The 22926-nt window shown below is 50.4% G+C and carries 19 protein-coding genes and 1 tRNA gene; 12 read left to right on the plus strand and 8 right to left on the minus strand.

What is annotated here, in order from left to right; genetic code table 11:
* Nucleotides 1–85: 85 nt before the first annotated feature.
* Both Q0231_RS02250 and Q0231_RS02255 read right to left on the minus strand, forming a co-directional pair.
* Nucleotides 86–1453, minus strand: a complete 1368-nt coding sequence (locus Q0231_RS02250; RefSeq protein ID WP_299344538.1) for a polysaccharide biosynthesis C-terminal domain-containing protein — start codon at nt 1451–1453, stop codon at nt 86–88.
* A gap of 1 nt (nt 1454) precedes the next feature.
* A complete protein-coding gene (locus Q0231_RS02255; RefSeq protein WP_299344540.1) occupies nt 1455–2714 on the minus strand; it encodes a GNAT family N-acetyltransferase in 1260 nt (419 codons plus the stop codon).
* A 566-nt stretch (nt 2715–3280) separates the two neighbouring features.
* Here Q0231_RS02255 and Q0231_RS02260 point away from each other — a divergent pair.
* Nucleotides 3281–5575, plus strand: coding sequence for a methyl-accepting chemotaxis protein (locus Q0231_RS02260; protein ID WP_269393137.1), 2295 nt, complete (start codon nt 3281–3283; stop codon nt 5573–5575).
* Between the two features lie 197 nt (nt 5576–5772).
* Here the strand turns inward: Q0231_RS02260 and Q0231_RS02265 are convergent.
* Together Q0231_RS02265 and Q0231_RS02270 are read right to left on the minus strand one after the other, a co-directional pair.
* A tRNA-Ala gene (locus Q0231_RS02265) sits at nt 5773–5848 on the minus strand.
* Between the two features lie 103 nt (nt 5849–5951).
* Nucleotides 5952–6365, minus strand: coding sequence for a TIGR02300 family protein (locus Q0231_RS02270; protein ID WP_299344544.1), 414 nt, complete (start codon nt 6363–6365; stop codon nt 5952–5954).
* Between the two features lie 178 nt (nt 6366–6543).
* On the opposite strand from Q0231_RS02270, the gene aroA reads away from it, so the two are divergent.
* The 11 genes from aroA (at nt 6544) to Q0231_RS02325 (ending at nt 17642) form a co-directional block, all read left to right on the plus strand.
* Nucleotides 6544–7893, plus strand: coding sequence for a 3-phosphoshikimate 1-carboxyvinyltransferase (gene aroA / locus Q0231_RS02275; protein ID WP_299344547.1), 1350 nt, complete (start codon nt 6544–6546; stop codon nt 7891–7893).
* Nucleotides 7894–7909: 16 nt separating this feature from the next.
* Nucleotides 7910–8533: a (d)CMP kinase gene (gene cmk / locus Q0231_RS02280; RefSeq protein WP_299344550.1), complete on the plus strand. Its 624-nt coding sequence runs from the start codon at nt 7910–7912 to the stop codon at nt 8531–8533.
* A 228-nt stretch (nt 8534–8761) separates the two neighbouring features.
* Nucleotides 8762–10459: a 30S ribosomal protein S1 gene (rpsA, locus tag Q0231_RS02285; protein ID WP_269393141.1), complete on the plus strand. Its 1698-nt coding sequence runs from the start codon at nt 8762–8764 to the stop codon at nt 10457–10459.
* 196 nt (nt 10460–10655) lie between these two features.
* Nucleotides 10656–11603: a signal peptide peptidase SppA gene (gene sppA / locus Q0231_RS02290; protein ID WP_299344553.1), complete on the plus strand. Its 948-nt coding sequence runs from the start codon at nt 10656–10658 to the stop codon at nt 11601–11603.
* A 48-nt stretch (nt 11604–11651) separates the two neighbouring features.
* Complete coding sequence (locus Q0231_RS02295; RefSeq protein ID WP_299344556.1) at nt 11652–11930, plus strand: integration host factor subunit beta; 279 nt, start codon at nt 11652–11654, stop codon at nt 11928–11930.
* Nucleotides 11931–11981: 51 nt separating this feature from the next.
* Nucleotides 11982–12326: a LapA family protein gene (locus Q0231_RS02300; RefSeq protein ID WP_269393144.1), complete on the plus strand. Its 345-nt coding sequence runs from the start codon at nt 11982–11984 to the stop codon at nt 12324–12326.
* Between the two features lie 67 nt (nt 12327–12393).
* Nucleotides 12394–13038 carry a phosphoribosylanthranilate isomerase gene (locus Q0231_RS02305; protein WP_269393145.1) on the plus strand — a complete coding sequence of 215 codons (645 nt, stop codon included), beginning with the start codon at nt 12394–12396 and terminating at the stop codon, nt 13036–13038.
* 24 nt (nt 13039–13062) lie between these two features.
* The gene (trpB, locus tag Q0231_RS02310) at nt 13063–14283 is read left to right on the plus strand and encodes a tryptophan synthase subunit beta (RefSeq protein WP_299344560.1); all 1221 of its coding nucleotides are present in this window, start codon (nt 13063–13065) and stop codon (nt 14281–14283) included.
* A gap of 45 nt (nt 14284–14328) precedes the next feature.
* A complete protein-coding gene (gene trpA / locus Q0231_RS02315) occupies nt 14329–15153 on the plus strand; it encodes a tryptophan synthase subunit alpha (protein WP_299344563.1) in 825 nt (274 codons plus the stop codon).
* A 180-nt stretch (nt 15154–15333) separates the two neighbouring features.
* A complete protein-coding gene (accD, locus tag Q0231_RS02320) occupies nt 15334–16329 on the plus strand; it encodes an acetyl-CoA carboxylase, carboxyltransferase subunit beta (protein WP_269393148.1) in 996 nt (331 codons plus the stop codon).
* Nucleotides 16330–16337: 8 nt separating this feature from the next.
* Complete coding sequence (locus Q0231_RS02325) at nt 16338–17642, plus strand: folylpolyglutamate synthase/dihydrofolate synthase family protein (protein ID WP_269393149.1); 1305 nt, start codon at nt 16338–16340, stop codon at nt 17640–17642.
* Nucleotides 17643–17683: 41 nt separating this feature from the next.
* On the opposite strand, the gene trxA (Q0231_RS02330) is transcribed toward Q0231_RS02325, so the two are convergent.
* The 4 genes from trxA (Q0231_RS02330) to Q0231_RS02345 form a co-directional block, all read right to left on the minus strand.
* Nucleotides 17684–18007 carry a thioredoxin gene (trxA, locus tag Q0231_RS02330; RefSeq protein WP_269393150.1) on the minus strand — a complete coding sequence of 108 codons (324 nt, stop codon included), beginning with the start codon at nt 18005–18007 and terminating at the stop codon, nt 17684–17686.
* Nucleotides 18008–18021: 14 nt separating this feature from the next.
* Nucleotides 18022–18345, minus strand: coding sequence for a thioredoxin (gene trxA, locus Q0231_RS02335; protein WP_269393151.1), 324 nt, complete (start codon nt 18343–18345; stop codon nt 18022–18024).
* A 96-nt stretch (nt 18346–18441) separates the two neighbouring features.
* Nucleotides 18442–21876 (minus strand): double-strand break repair helicase AddA, encoded by a 3435-nt coding sequence (addA, locus tag Q0231_RS02340; RefSeq protein WP_269393152.1) that lies wholly within the window; start codon nt 21874–21876, stop codon nt 18442–18444.
* The coding region (locus Q0231_RS02345; RefSeq protein ID WP_299344575.1) for a PD-(D/E)XK nuclease family protein at nt 21873–22926 on the minus strand (1054 nt) is incomplete at its 5' end. The genes Q0231_RS02345 and addA, both read right to left, overlap by 4 nt.

Raw genomic sequence — 22926 nt, forward strand, 5'->3', positions numbered from 1 at the left:
AACGAGCCAATATGCGCCTCGTGCTCCCAATCTCTTATCCCGCAAATGGCTTGCGCCATGTTGCGCTAAAGCTGTTTTTTTAGAGTTAGCTTGCCTTTGCCGTCAGCACTTTGCGGGGGTCAAAATGGGCGAGAACCGAGACATTGATTTTTGACTTGCAGTAATAATAAAGCAGTGCGGCGCGGATAATTTGGGACGCTGCAGTGCCCACCGCTGCGCCGGCGATGCCCATAATGGGCACCAATAAAACCGAAAGTGCAATATTCATGATCAGCGCGTAGCCAGCAATTAAAACATTCAACCGTTCGCGCCCAACTACGATCAAAAGATTTGATGCTTGGCCGACCAATGATTTGCCCACCAACCCAATGCCAATAATCAGCATGATGGTTTGACCCGCCGCAAATTCTTCGCCAAAGAGCGATAGCAAAATCGGACCGGCAGCCAAGGTGACCAACACTGCAGGAATGGTGAGCCAAAACGTCCAGGTGGAGGCCATATGCACCCGTGTCTGCAATTCGGTCTTGTCTCCTTGCGCGTTGGCGAGGGAAAATTCGCGGGCGAAAACCATCATAAAGGCATAGTGGATGAAGCCAGCGATCGCCATGCAGCGCAGGGCAGCAAAATAGATCGACACATTCTCAGAGGGCATCATAAAGCCAAGAATGACGATATCTGACCAATAGAGTAACTCTTCAACACCTGTTACAACCACAAGCGGCACCGCGGCATAAATCCAATAGCGGCGCAGGCGTGCGCGGTGGTTCTGGCTGGTTTTGGGCTTAATGCGTCTGACATGCAGCTTGATAAATATTGCCTGCAAACAAACAAGAAAAAGCGTAACCCCAATGGACACCGCCAATGCAAGCTCTGCGGTTAGCGGGAAACCATTTAGGCTGATCACAAACAGAGTGGCCATGACAATGACGGGGCGAACAATAAAACCGGGCACAACCGCCAGCCAAATCCAGCCAAGCCCACGCGCCACGCCTTCAATATAAAGTTCAAGCGCCAAAACTGGGAGACCAACAGCCAAAACAATTGCCGATCCTGTCATATTATCTGCGAGAAGATCGCTGAAGAAATAAAGCGCAGCACCGCACATCAGAGCGGTTGCGAGGGAAGTTGCAATGATAAACTTCAGCCCATTGCTCATAAAACCATAGATCAAGTCCTCGCGCAGCCGCGTGGCGTAGCGGGGTAAAAACCGCACCGCGCTTTCGGAAAAGCCCATGACGGAAACATGGGTGAGGATAACTTGCCAGGTCCAAAAGGTGACAAATATTCCATAGTGCTCGATGCCCAAGCTCTTGGCCAAATAGATCTGAAAAACATAGGCCAACCCGGCAGCCAAAATGCGAGTAAGCAAAGCGGACATGGCTTGAAGAACGGCTTGAAGCTGCCCTACGCGAGACAGCAGGGTTGCAGTTCTTTGATAGAGTTTCGCAATCAACTTAAGACGCCTTGTGGTTGGCGGTGCCGCGTAATGAGTGAGCCAGTTGAATGATTTTTTGGCGCCAATCGTTTGGCAATTGATTAAAGACTGATTTTGCGATTGGACGCACCCGGGTTTGCCACATTATGCCCACCAAAAAACCACGGGCAGAGCTTGCGACAACACGCGTTTGCAGGGCAACTTGGTTGTTGGACCAGGAATCTTTGTAACCAGCTGGTTCTGCAAGCAAATCATAGTTTTTCACACCACATTCAATCGCCCATTTAAGCGCTTCTTCGATTTGTATTTTGCCAACGGAATGCTCACGCATTTCCCAATCGAACGCCCCAATATAGGAGTAGTAGTGACCATGCTGTAATAAGCCAATTTCGACCGCAACCGGTTGACCGTCCAACATCAAGGCACCGGCAACGGCGCCGGACCTTGCTTTGCTATTCCCCTCAAGAGTGCTGATGCACTGGGTCAAACCATCCATGATTAGTTTGGCGTCGTTGCGAGCGGTCCGGCGCAACCAATCACGTTTCATGTGCAAAGCGGTGGCGACCAATTGTGCATATTCGGGTGCATCGGCGAAATGGGTTTGATAGGTCAGATTGCCCAGTCGAGCCAGTTTGTTCTTGCGCTTGTTGCGGTTTCGGCGCGTGGATTTGGATAGGCTGGCCTGATATTGTTCAAAACTCTCGAATTGGCTGAGGTCAAAAATCGAGGCAATTTCGTCGGTTGGGGCAAGCGCACCTTTGTCCCCTAGTGCCAATTGCAATGCGCTACCTTGGGGAATTTTTGCCAAACTCACAAGATCGCCTTCAAATTGGTCAAGCACTTGACCAACGAAATGAGCAAGCGCTGCTTGATCAACAAACGCGGGATCAAAAATAAGGTTGGAGTATTCTGCATGTGGTGATGTGAGCGGCAAGAGCGCTTTCGTGCCCAGAGGCAAGAGATCTTGCATGAGTGGCCAAATGGCCACCAGTTTTTCGCCATGCCATAAAACCATGATTTTGAGCCGCGCGTCGGGATTGAACTGCCCCACTGTGTGCCACCATTTCGAGCACCAATCAAAGCTCTGGAAAACCGCGAACCCGTCCCCATTGATACCATCAAGGTGCTGCCAATCGTTGGCAAGCTGAGCAAATCTTTTGTCGCTTTGGACGCACTCGATAGAGATTGGGTGTTCGTGTCCTGCAATTGCAGGCGGCTTGGTTTTTGCTTTGTCAGCCTGCTCGCGGCCTGGTTGCAGTGCTTTTGGCGCAAAATTCATTGTATTACCTGCCCAGAAGGGACTTCGAACTGTTGTCATTCACTTGGAATCTGCGAGACTATTCGCACAAATGAATATGAGTTTCCTTCTATTTGACAGAAACTGGTAAACTTTGTCGTACCTTCGTCCAGCTTTGGTTAACTCTAGTGCGCTTTTTGGGGCATCCCAAACAAAAAATAACAAACATCCTGGATCGTGAACAGTTTGTGACGAAGGTTTGAATTGATGAAGAATCCATCGATGAAATGAGCAACCGTCAACTAAAGCGATAACAACAAATGACCATCGTTCGACAGGGTAGAATAGTGCCAAGCAATTTCGCAACCCAATGGAAGACTCCTGATTACCAACAGTCACTTCATGTTTAGTCTAAACTATTGATATTAAACAAATAACTCTAAAATCCAATTTCCCTTCTGGTCAAGCTCGGCATTATTCGACCTCCAATTTACACTTCAGAAAGACGTACTACTCTAGGTTTAGTAGTAGGCAATACAGTTATCGGGTCGAATCAAATGTTGAATTCAAAAGGTCTTAGTCGCTTTAAAATCTCTCAAAGGATCTTGATGCTCACCATAACAGGTGGGTTGCTATTCCTGATCTTGGGGGCCGGGTATTTTTATTCCCTTGTGACTTCCGCCAGCGTTAAAACTGAAGAGCAGCGTTACGCACAAGTGGATCGATCAGCGAACCAGCTCAAAGCCATGGTGCTGGAAATGCAATCCGTGGAAAAGAACTTTCTTTTGAACCCCACGTTGGAAATGATTGACCAAATTGTTGTTCAAGAAGCTTTGGTTGGCGAAAAGCTTGCCGAATTGCGTTCCCTTGTTGATGACCCGCAGTTCGTGACCTTGGCCGACACCATCGAAGGTCAGCTTGAGGAACGTCAGACCCTGTTCAAGGCGATAGGCGATACAAGTGTAGCGTTGGGATTATCGGCGGAAGAAGGCATCCGCGGAAGCCTTCGCTCTGCAGTGAAAGCGGCAGAGGCCGAGCTTCAACGCGCGAACTTGGAAGTACTGACCATTAAAGTACTTATGATGCGTCGGCACGAAAAGGACTTTATTATCCGCGGCGACGCCAAATATGTTGGTGAACTGGATGCGCGGGTAAGCGAATTCCAAATGCAAATAAACTGGACACCGCTTGACGAAGACAAGAAAAAAGAAATCTCAGGCCTGATTTCCGATTATCAGACTGAATTTAAGATCTTCGCTGAAAAGTCCGGCGAATTGAACGGCATCGTTGCGAACCTGCAAACGCTTTATGGCTTGATGCTACCAAATATCGATATGATGCTGAGCGAAGCGGACTTGGGCGTAACAACTGCGATTGACAACTTAAATGCAGTGGAGCGCAATTCGACCATCATCTTCTCATCAGTTATTGGCTTTGCACTATTGTTCATGATTGCTGCGGGCACCATTATCGGCCGCTCAATTTCAGGTCCACTAAACAAATTGGCAAATGTTGCCGAAGAGTTGGGCCAAGACAAACTTGATGTCGACATTGAAGCGGATGACGCCCATACGGAAATCGGCACCCTCACCCGTGCCCTGATGATCTTTAAAGAAAATGCCATAAAGGTCGCAGAACTGGGCGTGGAAGAAGCCGCCCGCCAACAACAAATTGCGAAACGCGCCAAAATGATGGAAGATTTGCAGGCATCCTTTGGCGAAGTTGTGGGTGCTGCGGCAGCTGGTGACTTTTCAAAGCGCGTCAATGAAGACATCGCCGACGAAGAAATGGTTAAACTTTCTCGCAGCGTAAACCATTTGATTACGACGGTGGACAGCGGCCTTAAGCAAACCGGCGAAGTCTTAGCCGCCTTGGCCAACACCGATTTGACCAAGCGTGTTGAAGGGCAATTTGAAGGCGCATTTGCACAATTGAAAAACGACACCAACCGCGTTGCCGATCGATTGAACGAGGTTGTTGGTCAACTCAGAGGCACCTCCCGCGCACTAAAGAGCGCCACAAGCGAGATTTTGGCTGGTGCAAATGACTTGTCTGAACGCACCACGCGCCAGGCGGCTACCATTGAACAGACATCGGCGGCCATGGAGTCTTTGGCTGAAACGGTTCTTGAAAACGCAAAAGAAGCTGATCACGCCAGCGAAAACGCAACACGCGTAAAAACGACCGCTGAGGAAGGCGGTGAAGTGATGCGTAAAGCAACAACGGCCATGGAGCGCATTACCGAAAGCTCAGGCAAGATTTCAAATATTATCGGCATGATTGACGATATCGCCTTCCAAACCAATTTGTTGGCCCTAAACGCCTCTGTGGAGGCCGCACGTGCAGGGGAAGCGGGTAAAGGCTTTGCGGTTGTGGCGGTAGAAGTGCGCCGTCTTGCCCAGTCTGCTGCCCAAGCTTCATCTGAAGTGAAGGTGCTGATTGAACAGTCGGGTAACGAAGTTGACGGTGGAACAAAGCTGGTGGCCCAAGCTGCCGCGAGCCTTGAGCAGATGCTTGAAGCAGCCAATTCAAACAATGAGGCCATGGTTGCTATCGCTCAAAAGAGCAAGTCGCAGTCCAATTCGATCGAAGAGATCAATATGGCCGTGCGTGAAATGGATGAAACAACCCAGCACAACGCTGCATTGGTGGAAGAGACTAATGCCGCAATTGAACAAACCGAAGCTCAAGCCAACGAGCTGGACCGCATTGTTGATGTGTTTGTGACCGAAAATGGCGGCACGCCGCGCCTGCCTGTTGGCGCAAACAATCAGGTGCCCGACGAATTGCCCGTACAAACCGGCATTAAGGCGCTGCAAGAAAAAGCGATGAATGTGGCCAAGAGCTTCATTTCCAACGGCAATGCAGCGGTTAAAGCGGATGAAGACTGGCAAGAATTCTAGGCTGCTTAAAACCTCACCTACCTTAAAAGGACGCCTCTGATCATTCAGGGGCGTTTTTTCTTGGGCGAAGCGAATGCAGCGATCCTAATTCTTTTCAATCAACTACATTTCACAAGGTCTTGCCTTTGCGGCCCAGTTGAGCCCTGCAAAGCGCGCCAAATGGCGTTCTATTATAGACGGATGTGATGAAAGAAAATTGGTGGAGCCAGACGGGATCGAACCGACGACCTCTTCACTGCCAGCGAAGCGCTCTCCCAGCTGAGCTATGGCCCCACAAAAGGTGATCAATCAGGTCAAATCACCTTGGGTTTATGGAAGCGCAAACTAGTCACAACATTTGATCGTTGCAAGAGGGAAATTGCGCCCCCATGAATTTTTATATGTCTTCGTTTTTCTTCACAGGAACGTCGAAGCCAATCTCGTCATCATCGTCATCAGTTTCAAGGAATGTATTGTCGTCTTCTGAGGCGATTGGGTCCTCGTCATCGTCCAGATCAACATCCGGCAGATTTTCGATTACATCTTCGTCATCATCATCATCGTCGTCATCGTCTTCCACATCGTCCAGGGAAATGACTTCGGCGCCAACAACAACCGCTGCTGCATCTGTGTCTACAACTTCGGTTTTGACTTCTTCTACAACTTTTTCTTTTTCGACGGGCACTTCAGCGACCACCAACTTGAATTCTGCGCCACAGCTTGGGCACAAAACCGGTTCTCTGTTCAAATCGTAAAATTTAGTCGCACAGCTTTGACACTGGCGCTTGGTTCCGCGGTCTGCTTTGGCCACAATTCTTACCTCTTTGAAAACTTCTTTTGTTGGCAGGTTGGGTACGTAACCCTGTGGGTTCTGTCAAATGCAAAATTGCAAAAAAACGTCAATCAAGTCGATCCAACCATTGTCGCGCCGATATTTTGCGTGTTAGATGCCGCCGCGCAACATCAAAAACTCAAAGAAAAACTTTTACATGTCTGATCATTCTTCTAGCCCCACCCCATTGGCAGCAATGCGGTCGAGCGGGCTTAAGGGTTCTATTGCCATGCCTGGCGATAAGTCCATCTCTCACCGCGCCCTGATGTTTGGCGCAATGGCGCTGGGAGAAACCGTTGTTTCCGGCCTTTTGGAAGGCGAAGACGTTCTGGCCACGGGCCGAGCGATGACCCAACTTGGGGCAAAAATTGAAAAACGGGGCGAACATTGGCACATCAATGGCGTCGGTGTTGGCGGGTTCTTGGAACCAGACGCGCCGCTTGACTTTGGCAATGCTGGCACTGGTGTGCGCTTGGCCATGGGCCTTGTGGGCACTTATGATTTTGTTTCACGCTATACGGGAGACGCATCGCTTTGCTCGCGCCCGATGGGTCGTGTACTGAACCCGCTTAAATCTATCGGTGTTGAAGTGCTTGAGCATAATGATGGCAAGTTGCCGATTGCCTTGCGCGGCCCATCAATGCCCGTGCCGATCACTTATCATACCCCTGTTGCTTCAGCACAGGTGAAAAGCTGCATCATGCTGGCTGGACTGATTATTCCGGGCATCACCACCGTGATCGAAGATGTGTTTACCCGCGACCATACGGAAAAAATGCTGACGGGCTTTGGTGCCAATGTTCAGGTAAAAACAGCCGCCAATGGCCAGCGCACCATCGAAGTTGAAGGTTTACCTGATCTACGCGGTCAAGAGGTGCAAGTGCCCGGCGATCCAAGCTCTGCCGCCTTCCCAATGGTTGCGGCGCTTATTGTGCCCGGCTCTGACGTAACGATTGAAAATGTTTTGATGAACCCAACCCGCACTGGGCTTTTGATCACCTTGCAAGAAATGGGTGCTGACATTGAGGTTTTGAATGAACGTGTATCTGGTGGCGAAGACATTGCTGATATTCGGGTGAAATACTCAGATCTCAAAGGTGTAACGGTGCCCGCAGAACGTGCAGCATCGATGATCGATGAATATCCGGTTTTGGCGGTGGCGGCTGCCTTTGCCGAGGGTGCAACCCATATGCCAGGTATTGATGAATTGCGGGTGAAGGAAAGCGACCGACTTTCAGCGGTGGCAGATGGGCTGAAAGCCAACGGCGTTGAGTGTATTGAAGGCGAAGACTTTTTGACCGTTGAAGGCGGTTCTGGCAAAGTGGCCGGCGGGGGACGGGTGAAGACCCATTTGGACCACCGTATTGCCATGTGCTTTTTGGTGATGGGCATGGCATCGCAAAAAGACGTGAGCATTGACGACAGCAATATGATTGCGACGAGCTTCCCCACTTTTACGCCTGAAATGACCCGTTTGGGCGCCCAGTTTACGCGGTTGAATAGCTAAAAAGGACCAAGTGGAGATGTTGATAGCCGTTGATGGGCCTGCTGCTTCTGGAAAAGGCACAATCGCCAAACGTTTGGCGGCCCATTTCGGCTTGGCTCATCTTGATACTGGGCTGCTTTATCGCGCTGTGGGCCTAAAGACGATGGGCAAAGAAACCCATGCTGAATTTGAATCCATGGCGATTGATGCGGCGATGGGGTTGGATACTTCAACTCTTGATGAAGAAGTGCTTTCCACCGCCGAAGTGGGCATTGCCGCCTCTAGAGTTGCGCAAATTCCTGAAGTGCGCAAAGCGCTCAACCGGCTGCAACGCAAGTTCATGGAACAGCCTTCAGGAGCGATTCTCGATGGGCGCGATATTGGATCGAGAATTTGCCCGCAGGCGGACGTAAAACTGTTCATTACGGCCAATCCTGAAACCCGGGCACGGCGGCGCACAGAACAGCTTTTGACTCGTGGGCTGGATGTGACATATGATGATATTCTTAAACAGATTGAGAAACGCGATAAAGATGACCGGGAAAACCCGGCAGGCGCGTTTTATCAGGCGGCCGATGCCCACTTGCTAGATACGTCAAAATTGAGTATAGAAGCGGCGTTCCAAGCAGCTCTTGGCATTGTTGAGCGCGCTACTGGGTGAAAGATGAGCATCATTTGGTGCTAAATCCAATCTTTGATCCTTTGAGCGCCAGTGACGGTCAAGGATGAGGCATACTGGCTCAACTGTTTGAGATAAATCGATGTATCACGTTGAATGCGGACCCTTTACGTGCCGGATTTGTTGGTTTCAACAATCGGGGTTAAGCGCATTTGGCATTGATACTTTTTTGAAACGCTAAACATATTCGGCACACCGATCGGAGTACGCATGACAGACACTGCTGTCACGATGGAAGATTTTGAAGCTCTCTTGTTTGAAAGCTTTGAGGTTAATGAACCTGCAGAAGGCAATGTTGTAAAAGGCAAGATTGTTGCGATTGAAAAAGATCTCGCAGTAATCGATGTGGGTCTTAAAACCGAAGGCCGCGTGCCTTTGAAAGAATTTGGCGCAGCGGGCCGCGATGGCACGCTTAAAGTCGGTTCTGAAGTAGAAGTTTATGTTGATCGCGTTGAAAACGCGATGGGCGAAGCCGTTCTTTCACGCGAGAAAGCTCGCCGTGAAGAAAGCTGGGTTCGTCTTGAAGAACTCTTCAATGCAAACACACGTGTTGATGGCATCATCTTTAACCAAGTTAAAGGTGGTTTCACTGTTGACCTTGATGGCGCGACAGCGTTCTTGCCACGTTCTCAGGTAGATATTCGCCCAATCCGCGATATCGCACCTTTGATGAACATCTCACAGCCATTCCAAATCCTGAAAATGGACAAGCGTCGCGGAAACATCGTTGTTTCTCGTCGTGCTGTATTGGAAGAGAGCCGTGCAGAGCAACGTTCTGAAATCGTTGGTAAGCTTGAAGAAGGCCAAGTTGTTGATGGTGTTGTTAAAAACATCACTGACTACGGTGCATTCGTTGATCTTGGTGGCATTGACGGCCTATTGCACGTCACTGACATCGCATGGCGTCGTGTGAACCATCCTTCAGAAGTTCTTACAATTGGTGAGACCATCAAGGTTCAAATCATCCGCGTGAATATGGAAACACACCGTATTTCACTTGGCATGAAACAGCTTGAAGCTGATCCTTGGGAAACAATTGGTCAGAAGTATCCTCTTGATAGCCGCTTCACCGGTCGCATCACAAACATCACTGATTACGGTGCGTTTGTTGAACTTGAGCCAGGTATTGAAGGCTTGATCCACGTTTCAGAAATGAGCTGGACCAAGAAGAACGTACACCCAGGCAAAATCGTTTCAACATCTCAAGAAGTTGAAGTTAAGGTTCTTGAAGTTGATCCAGAGAAACGTCGTATTTCTCTTGGTCTTAAGCAGTGCCTTGATAATCCTTGGGAAGCATTTGCAGCTCGGTTCCCACAAGGCACTGAAGTTGAAGGCGAAGTTAAGAACAAAACTGAATTTGGTTTGTTCATTGGCCTTGAAGATGATGTTGACGGCATGGTTCACTTGTCTGACCTTGATTGGAACCGCCAGGGCGAAGAAGCTTTGGAAGATTACAATCGCGGCGACATGGTGAAAGCAGTTGTTTTGGATGTTGATATCGACAAAGAACGTGTTTCTTTGGGTATTAAACAACTTTCAAACGACCCATTCACTGAAGCAACTGACGGCATGCGCAAAGGTTCAATCGTTACAACAACTGTAACGCAAGTGAACGATGGCGGCATTGAAGTTCAAATCGCTGATGGCGACCAAATCGCCTTCATCAAGCGTAATGACCTTAGCCGTGAGCGTTCTGAGCAACGTCCAGAGCGTTTTGCAGTTGGTGACAAAGTGGACGCACGTGTGATCCAGTTCGACAAGAAAACACGTCGCATCTCATTGTCTATTAAAGCTCTTGAAATCGCAGAAGAAAAAGAAGCTGTGGCCCAGTATGGTTCAACAGATTCTGGCGCTTCACTTGGCGATATTCTTGGTGCAGCTTTGCAGCAGAACACACCAAACGACTAAGCGTTTTTAGCTTAAATGTTTGAGTTGAATTCATCCCGGCGCGTCTTAGTTGATGCGCCGGGATTTTTTGTTTTTCGCCGGCAGCGACATTTGAGCGACTTGCAAAATTGCGGGCAAGGCAATAGGACTTCTCAGGTCCTTTTTTTGCCACGCTCAGCCTTTTTCTGAGTCAAACACGTTAAGCGGAGCCCAATCGGTGAGCAACACATCCCAAACTGAGCAAATCGACAATGTGATGGCGCAACGCGCTATGCGTAAATCGCGGCGCAATTGGCGGTTTATCGCTTTTGTAGCGCTAGGCATTGCAGTGATTGCCATTTTGGGTAGAGCGTTGGGTGGCTTTTCTGAACCAATCAAAGCGGCCCATGTTGCGCGGGTGGTGATTGATGGCACCATCGCTTCTGATCCTGTCCGGCGCACCATTTTGAACGATTTAGCAGATGACGAAACCGTTTCAGCGGTAATTGTGCAGATCAATAGTCCTGGTGGCACAACAGCGGGTGGTGAAGAGCTCTATGAGGGGCTGTCGCGCATTCGGGCGAACAAGCCTGTTGTCTCGGTAATTAATGAACTTGGCGCCTCTGCGGCCTATATGACCGCTGTGGGTTCTGACCGCATTATTGCGCGGCGCTTGTCGATTGTGGGCTCAATCGGCGTATTGGTGATGCATTTGGATGCCTCTAAGCTTTTCCAAACTATCGGGCTTGATTACGACAAGGTTTCAACTGGCCCCCTAAAAGCCGAGCCGGACATTGACGAGCCAATGGCGGATGATGTGCGCGCTGCCTATCAGTCCTTGGTGGATGATTCTTACGATTGGTTTGTGGATATTGTGGCTGATCGTCGCCAGCTCGAGCGCAGCGAGGTGTTGCGCCTTGCGGATGGCCGTGTGCTCACGGGCCGCCAAGCGCTCAAAGAGCAGTTGATTGATGCGATTGGTGATGAGACAAGCGCACTTGATTGGCTCAAAGAAAACCACGATATTGATGATCAAGACGTAAGCACATATTTTCCCCTTCCTGAAAGCGAATGGCAAAAAGCGGTGGACTTGCTTGGTTCCACAGCCAAGAATTTTGTCGGTTCGAGCCTAAAAAGCGTAACAAAGCTTGACGGTCTCGTGTCAGTTTGGCAACCTACCAAATAGCTAATTCCCGTGGTGTAACAGTGAATTAGTGATTTTTGGGAGGCCCAAGTGATTAAATCGGAACTTATTCAACAACTGGCAGATGAGAATCCGCACCTGTTTCAACGGGACGTTGAGAATATTGTAAATACGATTATTGACGAAATCGGGGATGCATTGGCCGAAGGTGGCCGCGCTGAATTGCGTGGCTTTGGCGCATTTTCCGTAAAGAACCGTCCAACCCGTGTGGGACGCAACCCACGCACCGGCGAGAAGGTGGAAGTTGAAGAGAAATTTGTGCCCCAATTTAAGGCGGGCAAAGAAATCCGAGAGCGACTGAACAAATAGTTCTGCCGCTCTTTGCGCCACATTTTGGCGCGTTATCGCTGGGAAAATAAGATGATCAAACGCGTGGTGATGTGGCTTGTGCTGGTGCCGTTTGGCCTGTTGCTGGCCATATTTGCATTGGCCAACAGACATATTGTGCAAATTGGAATTGACCCAATATCGCCGCAAACCCCGTTCTGGGGGCCAATGGAGCTGCCGCTTTTTGTGGTGATCTACGCTGCTTTGCTGCTCGGCGTTATACTTGGTGGCGTTGGCTCTTGGCTAGAGCAAGGCAAACACCGCAGAGCCGAAAGGCAATTGCGCCGCGACCTAAATAAGGCGCAAAGAGAAGCTGCACCCGAAAAGGCCGCAAAAGCAGAAGACCCCTTGGCACTGCTTGAGAACGACAACCGCTAGCCGCCGATTATATAGATGCCCCAGAGACAGGCTTTGATGCTGACTCAGCGCGACAGTAGGATTTCACATGCAACTTCAAATCAAGATCTGCGGGCTTAAATCGAAGGAATTGGTGGATGTGGCCGTTAATGCGGGCGCTGACCTGATTGGTTTTGTGCATTTTGCCAAAAGTCCGCGCCATCTGGAGTTGGAACAGATTGGCGAGTTGATCAACTATATTGGTGCGCGTGCGCAATCTGTGGTGTTAACCGTCAACCCAAGCGATCAACTGATTGAACAGATCAACCAGTTGCGCCCGCACTATATACAACTACACGGCAATGAAAGCCTTGAGCGGATCCAAGAGGTTAAGGCCAAAAGCCATGCCAAGCTGATCAAGGCATTGCCGGTGGCTGATGTTGAAGATCTAGAGCAGATTGGCCAATATCACCCGCTTGTCGATTGGGTCTTATTGGATGCAAAACCCCCAAAAGATGCGACACGACCAGGGGGAAATGGCGAGGTATTTGATTGGTCAATTCTTAAAGCCCTTGACCCAACGATCCCGTTCATGCTTTCGGGGGGACTAAATGTTGAAAATGTGGCGGATGCTGTAAAACAGATCCAGCCAGCGGCCATTGACGTTTCATCAGGTGTGGAGCGCACAAAAGGCGAAAAAGATGCGGAGAAAATCCGCCGGTTCATCTCGCAAGCAACCATTGCAAGCGTTTGAGCGCAAAAATTAGGGAAACGAAGTATGTCTGGTGAGAATAGTTTGCGCATGGGCCCTGATGAGAGGGGCCGGTTTGGTCACTTCGGCGGTCGGTTTGTTGCTGAAACCTTGATGCCACTTATCCTTGAATTGGATCAGGCCTATAAGGACGCTAAGGCCGACCCAACATTTAAGGAAGAGTTTGACTATTTGCTCAAACACTATGTGGGTCGCCCGTCGCCCATGTATTTTGCCGAGCGGATGACAGAGCATTTGGGTGGCGCGAAGATTTACTTCAAACGCGACGAGCTTAACCACACCGGTTCGCACAAAATAAACAATTGCATTGGCCAAATTTTGTTGGCCAAACGTATGGGCAAACCCCGCATTATTGCTGAAACCGGCGCGGGACAACATGGTGTTGCCACAGCGACAGTTTGTGCGCGCTTTGGTTTCCCCTGTACCATTTATATGGGCGCAAAAGACGTGGAGCGCCAAGCGCCGAACGTGTTCCGCATGAAACTTTTGGGCGCTGAGATTGTTCCTGTGACCGCAGGCAAAGGCACATTGAAAGATTCAATGAACGAAGCGCTGCGCGATTGGGTGACCAATGTTGAAGACACCTATTATTTGATTGGCACAGCCGCAGGCCCGCACCCTTACCCTGAGATGGTGCGCGATTTCCAATCGATCATTGGCCAAGAAGCCAAAGAACAAATGCAAGAAGCTGAGGGCCGGTTGCCCGATATGTTGATCGCAGCTGTTGGTGGCGGATCGAACGCAATTGGTTTGTTCCATCCATTCCTTGATGATCGCGATGTAAAAATTGTTGGCGTTGAGGCCGGTGGCAAAGGGCTAGACACAGACGAGCATTGCGCGTCTTTGACCGCTGGATCGCCTGGCGTGTTGCACGGCAACCGCACCTATTTGCTGCAAAACTATGATGGCCAAATTGATGAAGGCGCATCAATTTCAGCCGGTCTTGATTATCCAGGCATTGGCCCTGAGCATTCTTTTCTAAAAGACAGTGGCCGGGTTGAATATGTGCCGATTGATGATGATGAAGCCTTGGCAGCATTTCAGCTTTTGACCCGCCTTGAAGGCATCATCCCAGCGCTTGAGCCAAGCCATGCCTTGGCGGAAGTGGTGAAACGCGCGCCAACAATGGATAAAGATCAAATCATCATTATGAACCTATGTGGGCGCGGCGACAAAGACGTCTTTACCGCTGCTAAACATCTGGGTGTTGACCTTAATAGCGACTAATCGCCAACAATTTTGGCGCGTATTCGCCGCCTGAGGAACAAATCTATGACACAACGTATGGACGCCCGGTTTGCCGCACTAAAGGCTGAGAACCGCCCTGCCTTTGTTACTTTTGTGATGGCCGGTGATCCGGATCCAGCAACAGCCCAACAGATCGTTGACGGCTTGCCCGCTGCTGGCGCTGATGTAATTGAAATTGGTATGCCATTTTCTGATCCGATGGCGGATGGTCCTGCTATTCAGGCTGCGGGTCAGCGGGCACTTGAGGCTGGCCAAGACATGGTCAAAACCCTACAGTTGGTGACCAACTTCCGGCAAAAAGACGATGCAACGCCAATCGTTTTGATGGGCTATTATAACCCGATCTATATTTATGGTGTAGATAAATTCATCCAAGATGCGATCGAAGCTGGTGTTGATGGGTTCATCATTGTTGATCTGCCGCCGGAAGAAGATGAAGAGTTTTGCCTGCCCGCAATCAAAAAGGGTTTGAACTTCATCCGGTTGGCCGCCCCAACAACTGACGACAAACGCTTGCCCATGGTGATGAGCAATACATCGGGCTTTGTTTATTATGTGTCGATGACCGGGGTAACCGGATCGGCATTGTCCAACCCAACCGACATTGCTGAGCAAGTAAATCGACTAAAAGCGCACACAGATCTGCCGATTTGCGTTGGGTTTGGCATTAAGACCGCTGACGACGCGAAGCGCATTGGCGCGGACGCAGATGGGGTTGTTGTTGGTTCAGCACTTGTTAAAGCAGTTGAAGATAGCCTTGAGAACGGCAAGGCAACCGCCAAAACGCCAAGCGCTGTGCACGATTTGGTTGCCGATATTTCAAAGGGTGTTCGCGCGGCTCGATCTTAAATTTGGCATCATAACCCCCTATATTGGTTTGAAAGAGGTGAGAACCCTCACAAACCTTGACCAAAAGCTGTCTCGCCAACAAAGTTGAGTTGCAGTATAATGGGGAAAAGACTATGGCTGCTGCGATCAAAATTGCGCAGCTAAAAGACTATAAGCAACACAGGAAGGCCTGATAGCTTCATGAACTGGATCAATTCAGTTGTTCGCCCAAAAATCCGCTCGTTTTTGAACAAGCGTGAGAGCCCTGAAAACCTTTGGGTAAAATGTCCGCAGAGCGGCGAGATGGTGTTCTATCGCGATTTGGAAGCCAACCAATGGGTGGTGCCAAATTCTGGTTTTCATATGAAAATCAAAGCGCGTGATCGCATGAAAGCGTTCTTGGACAAAGGTGAGTACACCGAGCATGAAGTGCCCGATGTAGCCCATGATCCGCTAAAATTCCGCGCGACCAAAAAATACGCTGACCAATTGCGCGACTATCGCGCCAAAACAGACATGAAAGATTGTGTGTTGTTGGCAAGCGGCAAGCTGATTGGCCGTGATGTGACGGTTGGTGTGCAAGATTTTGACTTTGGTGGCGGATCGCTGGGTATGGCGGCTGGTGCGACCATTGTTAAGGGTCTTGAAATGGCGGTTAAAAACAAAACCCCATTTATTCTGTTCACCGCTTCTGGCGGCGCGCGCATGCAAGAGGGTATGCTTTCTTTGATGCAAATGCCGCGCACAACCGTTGCTGTGGCGCGGCTTCGTGAAGCTGGGTTGCCTTACATTGTTGTGTTTACTGACCCAACAACCGGCGGCGTTACCGCATCTTATGCGATGCTTGGGGACGTACAAATTGCTGAACCAAACGCCTTGATCGGTTTTGCTGGTCAACGGGTGATTGAACAAACCATCCGCGAGAGCTTGCCAAAGGGCTTCCAACGTTCTGAGTATTTGCTGGAACATGGGATGATCGACATGGTTGTGCATCGCCACAATCTGCGCCCAACCATTGGTAAATTGGTGGGCATGTTTATGAAATCTCCACTCAACGATATGGAACTTGAGGCGCCTAAAAAGCAAACTGTTCGCGATGCGATTGTTGCAGCTGAAGGCGCGGGCGATGATGCTGATAACGCCCCGGCGGAAAACAGCGAAGATATCGCTCCACCCCCTGTTGCGCACGCTGAATAGACACAAACGTGACCCGCACCGAGGAAATTACGCAGCGCCTGTTGGCGCTGCATCCCAAAAAGATGGATCTTTCTTTGGAGCGGCTTAATCGTTTGCTTGCCCAATTGGATCATCCTGAAAACCAGTTGCCGCCGGTCATTCACGTGGCGGGGACCAATGGCAAAGGCTCAACCATTGCCTTTATGCGCGCCATGCTGGAAGCAGCGGGCAAGCGGGTGCATGTTTATGCCAGCCCCCACCTAACCCATTTCAATGAGCGGTTTCGCCTGGCGGGCACATTTGTTGACGACAAGCGGTTAAACGAAACGCTGGAGCGGATCGAAAAGATCAACGCTGGGCAAACCATTACGTTTTTTGAGATCACCACGGCGGTTGCCTTTGATCTGTTCTGCCAGGTTGAAGCGGACTATGTGTTGCTTGAAACAGGGCTTGGTGGGCGCCTTGATAGCACAAATGTAGTGCCCAACCCGCTTGGATGCGTGATCACCCCCATTTCCATCGACCATGTGCAGTTTTTGGGCAATACGATTGAAAAAATCGCGTTTGAAAAGGCCGGGATTTTGAAGTCTGGCGCAAAGGCAGTGTTCTCGCGCCAAACCCATGATGCAATGGATGTGCTGGAAAAGCGCGCCGCTGAATTGGGCATTACCCCTTTCATTTGCGGGCAAGAATTTGATGGATATCCAGAGCGTGACCGCTTCGTTTATCAAGACCTTGATGGCTTAGAGGATTTGCCGCCGCCGCGCCTAAAAGGCATTCATCAATTTGAGAACGCCTCAACGGCCATTGCGGCGCTCAAGCATTTTGGAACCGGCATTAGCTCTGAAGCTATAGCAAAGGGCATGGAAACGGTTACATGGCCCGCACGGATGCAGCCTTTACCCGGTCTATTGCAGGATATGCTGATTAAAGGCAGCGACCTGTGGCTTGATGGCGGGCACAATGTGGCCGGCGCACAAGTTTTGGCCCAAGCATTGGGTGACCTGAACGACAAACAGTCCAAACCGCTTACGCTTATTCTTGGTATGTTGGGCAATAAAGACGTCGAAGGCTATCTAAGCTGCTTTGAGGGCCTGGCCAAACGGGTGATCACAGTGCCGGTGCCAGCGGATGATCTGACCACCAATGCGGGCACTTCGCCTCAGGACTTGGCGGATCTGGCGATCAAGCACGGCTTTGCGGCAACGCACACCCAGTCCGTGCAAGAAGCGCTGAAACTTGTGGCGCGTGATGAGGGCCAACGGGTTGTGATTTGCGGTTCGCTCTATTTGGCCGGAGATGTCTTAGGGCAAAACAAAACGCCGCCCCAATAGTTGGCGCGGCGTCTTTCATTTTTTTAGAACCATTCGATGCTTTAAGCGGCGTAGCCTTCAAGCCATTTTACCAGCCCCACATGGGACAGCGTTGCGCCCACTTTCATGTCGACAACCTCTCCGCCTTTGAACAGCAAATAGGTGGGCATGTTGCGCACACCATATTGGCTCATGGTCGATGGGTTATCAGCGCCATTGAGCTTAACAAGCTTCACTCTACCTGTAAGGTCGCCAGCGGCTTTTTCCAAAATCGGGTCCATCGCTTTGCACGGTGCGCACCAATCTGCCCAAAAGTCGACCAGCACGGGCTGGTCGCTTTGCAAAACTTCGGCGGCAAAATTGGTGTCGTCAACGTCTTTTAGCATCAAGTTCGTTCCTATTAAGCCGCGTGTCCTTCAAGCCATTTCACAAGGCCCGCTTTTGGCTCGCCCGCGCCCACTTTCATGTCCGCAGCTTCGCCGCCTTTGAACAAGATCATGGTTGGAATGGAGCGAATGCCATATTGCGCTGCAATGTTTGGATTTTCATCAACATTGACTTTGACAATTTTCACTTTGCCAGCCAACTCAGTTGAGATCTCTTCCAAAACAGGTGCGATCGCCTTACATGGGCCACACCATTCGGCCCAAAAATCGACCAATACGGGAACTTTTGCGCTTAGAACTTCTTCTGAGAATTGTGCTTCTGATACTTGGGTGGTCATAGCCTGCCCCTTTCTTAAACTAGGTTGTTGCCCAGAACGTAAGAAGAGTCGCGCTCCGGTTCAAGCAAATCACGACGAGGTGAACGATTTTGTGGGCTATTGGAAATCTGAATCTAACAATTTTGAGATTTTTGCATTTTCAGTCCACAAAATAGCACAGTTGATGGGGCGATTTGGAAACTGATTGCGCAGGGCTGCCCGATAGCGGGTGAGCTGTGTGTGATAGTTTTTCGGGATATCGCTGGCATCATCGGGCGGATTTGCATCCGATTTAAAGTCGACAATCAACACTTCCTCATCTTGCACCAAAAGTCGATCGATCCGGCCCGTGATCCGGGATGGTTTGCCCTCAAACTCGATATCGGCTGCAACAGCAACTTCGCCACGTGAATTGGGACCAAACAGGTCAGCAAACTCTTGTTTGTTCAAGATGGCATTTGCTTCACCAACCATGTCGCCATGCAATTTGGGATGATTGGGCATAAGAGACAGCAGTGCTTGCGCCGCCATTTTGTCGCGTTCGCTAGCGTCAAAGCGCGGCATGAATTGCAATAGTGCATGCAAAGCTGTGCCTCGCAATCGCGCGGTTTCTCGATCAAGCCCAACGCCTCGACCAGCGCTTTGTGTTTCATCGTGCTTAGAGGGTTCAACAATGCGGCGTGTTAGTGGAACAGGTGCTGGGGCGTCGATCCAATCTGGTAACGGTGAGGGTGGAACTGCATCGCCCTCTGCACGCGCTAAAAAGCGGTGTTCAGCATCCGCTGGATATCGCCAAGCTATGGTTTGCTGATGCTCATCTTTGATCTCAGCACAATGGGCAGACAGGCCATCATAGACCATTTGGTACCAGCTGTTTTCTTGTCCGCGTTTAGCAACGCCAGTGACGTAAAGCTCGTCCTCGGCCCGGGTGAGCGCCACATAGAGTTTGCGGCGATATTCGGCTTGGTCTTTTTCTTTTTCGCGCTCAATTAGCTCCTGCACATTTGCCGCTTGGCTTTTTGACGAGCCTTGCGCCCAAAGCAAAAATGCGTTTTGCGGCGCGTCATGGTCCGCTTCAAGCAAAATGGATTTGGCGTTCTGTTTGCCCGCCGGCGAAGAAGTCGCATCAATGCAAAAGACAATCGGGGCCTCTAAGCCTTTTGCGCCATGCACCGTCATCACCCGGATGGAACCGCCCGCTTCGCTTAACTCGCGTTTAATCTGGCTTTCGCTCTGGCGCATGGCGGTCACGAACCCCAGCATTGAGGGTTGATCGGTTTGTTCGTGCGCCAATGCCATATTGAGGAATTCATTGATCACATCATCAATTTCGGGGCCCAAACGGGCATGCATTTTTTTAAGCCCCTGCTCTTTGAATAGGATGTGGGCGAAAAACTCGTAAGGGCGATCAAGATCGATACGATTGCGCCACTGTCGGATCACTTCCACGGCCTCATTCGCATCAGCTTGCGTTTTTGCGTCGGCCTGCAATTGCACCCATAGGGGCCAAACAGGGTTTTGTTCCTGCATCCGGCATTTGCCGCCACGCATGCCCCGCGCAAGGGCAAATAATTGATCTTCATTCCATCCAAAAAGCGGCGAGCGCAGCAAAGTGGCTAAACCCAAATCATCTGCCGGGTTCATCATAACATCGGCCAACACCAGCAGGTCTTCCACCGCGATGTGGGTTGAAACGGTCAATTTGTCTTCGCCCAGGTTGGGCAGACCTTTTTGCTTCAGTGCGCGGATCATGGCCTTAAACATGGCACCGCGCGACTGCACCAAAATCAAAATGTCGCCCGGGGTCACCGCCACATCACGATTACCCAATTGACGGCCTGTGGTGACCCACTGATCAATTGTTGAAGCGATTTTGTCGGCCAAAATGTCTTCTGGCCGGGCACGCGGATCACTTGCGGCGGTTTTATAAATTTGGTCGTTTGCGGGCTCTTCTGGCTTTTCAACCGGGTGCCAAAGTTCAACCAGACCGCCGCCCATTGTGCGTGCTGCTTCGTGCACCGTTTTCTCATCATCGCCCGTTAGGCCCTCATGGGCGAACGGTCGCTCAAAAACATGGTCTACAGCGGCAAGGATGGTTTCAACAGTGCGGAAGCTGGTTTTGAGCGTAAGGCTCTCCCAGGTGCGTTGCGCGGTCATGGCTTGCAAGCCAAGTTTGCGGCCTGTTTCGCCAAATAGGCGCGGCTCTGCCCCTTGGAAGCTAAAAATCGATTGTTTTTCATCCCCTACAGCAAAGACCGAGCGAGGACGTTCAATGGCACTGTCCCCATCAAAGAAGTCTGCCAATAAGGCTTCCACAATCCGCCATTGTTCGGGGTTGGTGTCTTGGCTTTCGTCGACCAAAATGTGGGTGATGCCCGCATCCAATTTATAAGCGATCCAATGTTTAAACTCAGATTGCTCCAAAAGTTGGCGCAGATGGATTATCAGATCATCAAAATCAAGCAGTGAGCGCGCACGTTTTTGCGCATCATATTGGTGAAAGATCGCTTCGATCGTGGCCAATAGAGCAAGCGACTGGTCCAATGTTTTGGCGGCCAAATAGGTCTGGCATAAAGCTTCTAGCCGCTCGGTTTCATTTTCGAGCTGTTCGGCAAGCAATGGATTGTTTTTTGCAACGCCCGAATGCGCTTCATGGCCTTTGCCCGGGCGGGTGCCATCTGGTTTTAGGAAAGTAGCAAAAACCAGTTCTGGTGTGACCGGTTGCCCAACTGCTTTTGTCAATTTTTTATTGAAGTTCTTCGCCACACCAAGATGCGTAAGCTCGGCTGAAACAGCGCCATATTCGCTTGGCTTCAAAATAGCTTCTGCCAACACCTGCGCCGCGACACTGGCCAACGTCTGGTCTTGCGTAAGCCCCAGTAGAGTTTGCAGGTTGGCTTGACAGCGCGCTTTATTGGCAAGCACCAAACGCAATTTTGCACCAAACGACAATGCTCCAGAAATGGCATCTTCAAGTCCAGTATCGGATGCAATATTGAACAGTTTGATGACGGCTTTTCCCAACTCTTCGTCGTCAAATCGTTGTGCCAGCACTTTTTCGCGAGCAGCGCGGAGCAATTCAAATTGTTCGGCGTCGTCGATGACTTGAAAATCAAATGGCACCCCAGCTTCCAGTGGAAAGCGGTGAAGTACGCTTTCGGAAAATGCGTGAATGGTGTTGATCTTAAGCCCACCCGGGGTTTCGAGTGCTTGGGCAAAAAGTTGTCGGGCGCGGTTGAGGCGCGTTTCATCGGGCCGCTTGTGTTCAAGCTCGATGATCGCTTCACTTAGTGCTTCATCATCCATTACCGCCCATTGACCCAGCTCTTTGGTCACCCGGGCGCGCATTTCAGCGGCGGCGGCCTTTGTGTAAGTCAAACACAGCACTTGTTCGGGCGGCACGCCATCAATCAACAAACGCAATACGCGGCGGCTCAATACATAGGTTTTGCCGGACCCTGCGTTGGCTTTCACCCAAACGTTTGCGCTTGGATCAGCGGCTTTTGCTTGATTGGATTTTGTTTCGTCAGAGATTGAAAGTGGGCCCCTCATTCATCATCTCCTTGATCGATCATCCATTCTTTTTGCCGCGCAAACTGATCATAGTCCCCAGCGAACTGCTGGTTTTCTTTGGGCATTAATTTGGCCACCATCGCCGTTTCATCGCGCATCAGCATGATGTCCGCATAAGCAGAGAAATGTCGCCAATAGTCATCAATCAACCCATCTAAGCTTTGTTTTCCGGTGGCGAAATTGGTCACTTCAAATGGATTTGGGCCGTGGGATAGTTTTATATAGGTCAGCGCATCCGCATCGGCTTTTGGCACGTCTTTGAACCCCGCATGGCACAAGATCATGGCCTCCATGGGCAATTGCGGGCTCATGTAGTTTTGCATGTCCTTGGCGGCAGGGACGGAGCCGGTCTTAAAATCGATCAGCTCCGCAGCCCCATCATGTTGAAGGTCAATGCGATCGGCATAGCCGTAAATCTCAAACTGTTGATCGCCCACCGGAAGCTGGCTCACCCCAAGTTTTTCCGCATGGCGCTGTTTGATTTCAGGGTCACGCGCCACCTCATAGGTGATCACTTTGTCGGCAATGGCTGAGAAGCGCTTAAGCCAAATGTCGCGGCGGTCCGCAACATCATCAAGCCGAGCATAGATACGATTAGCGATCTGCATCAGCTTGTCATGGGCATCTGGGGCGGTGAAATCAAACCCCTGCTCTACAAAATCGCTGAGCACATCATGGATCAAATTGCCCCGTTCTGCGCTGTCTGGAGCAGCACCGAGTGGACGCCATTTCTTAAGGCCCAAAACATGCTTTGCATAGATCGCATAGGGGTCTCGGATGAGGGTTTCAATTTCGGTGATCGACAAACGCCGCGGGCGGATGTTGGCCGGTGGCGTAGGTGCAGGTCTGGCGCTAAGCTTTGGGGTTTCAACCGCATCTAGTTTTGCCAACATGTCTTTGAGATAGGCGGTTTTTTCGTAAAGCTTTTCGGTGCGTCTGCCACCCAAGAGGTCTTGCCTCGTTTGGAGGGTCCGCGGTGTGTCAGAGGCAGGGCCTCGGCCCCGCGGGGTGAAGCTGCTCGGCAGGATT

It is taken from the genome of uncultured Maritalea sp. (assembly GCF_937139385.1).
Lineage (GTDB): Bacteria > Pseudomonadota > Alphaproteobacteria > Rhizobiales > Devosiaceae > Maritalea > Maritalea porphyrae_A.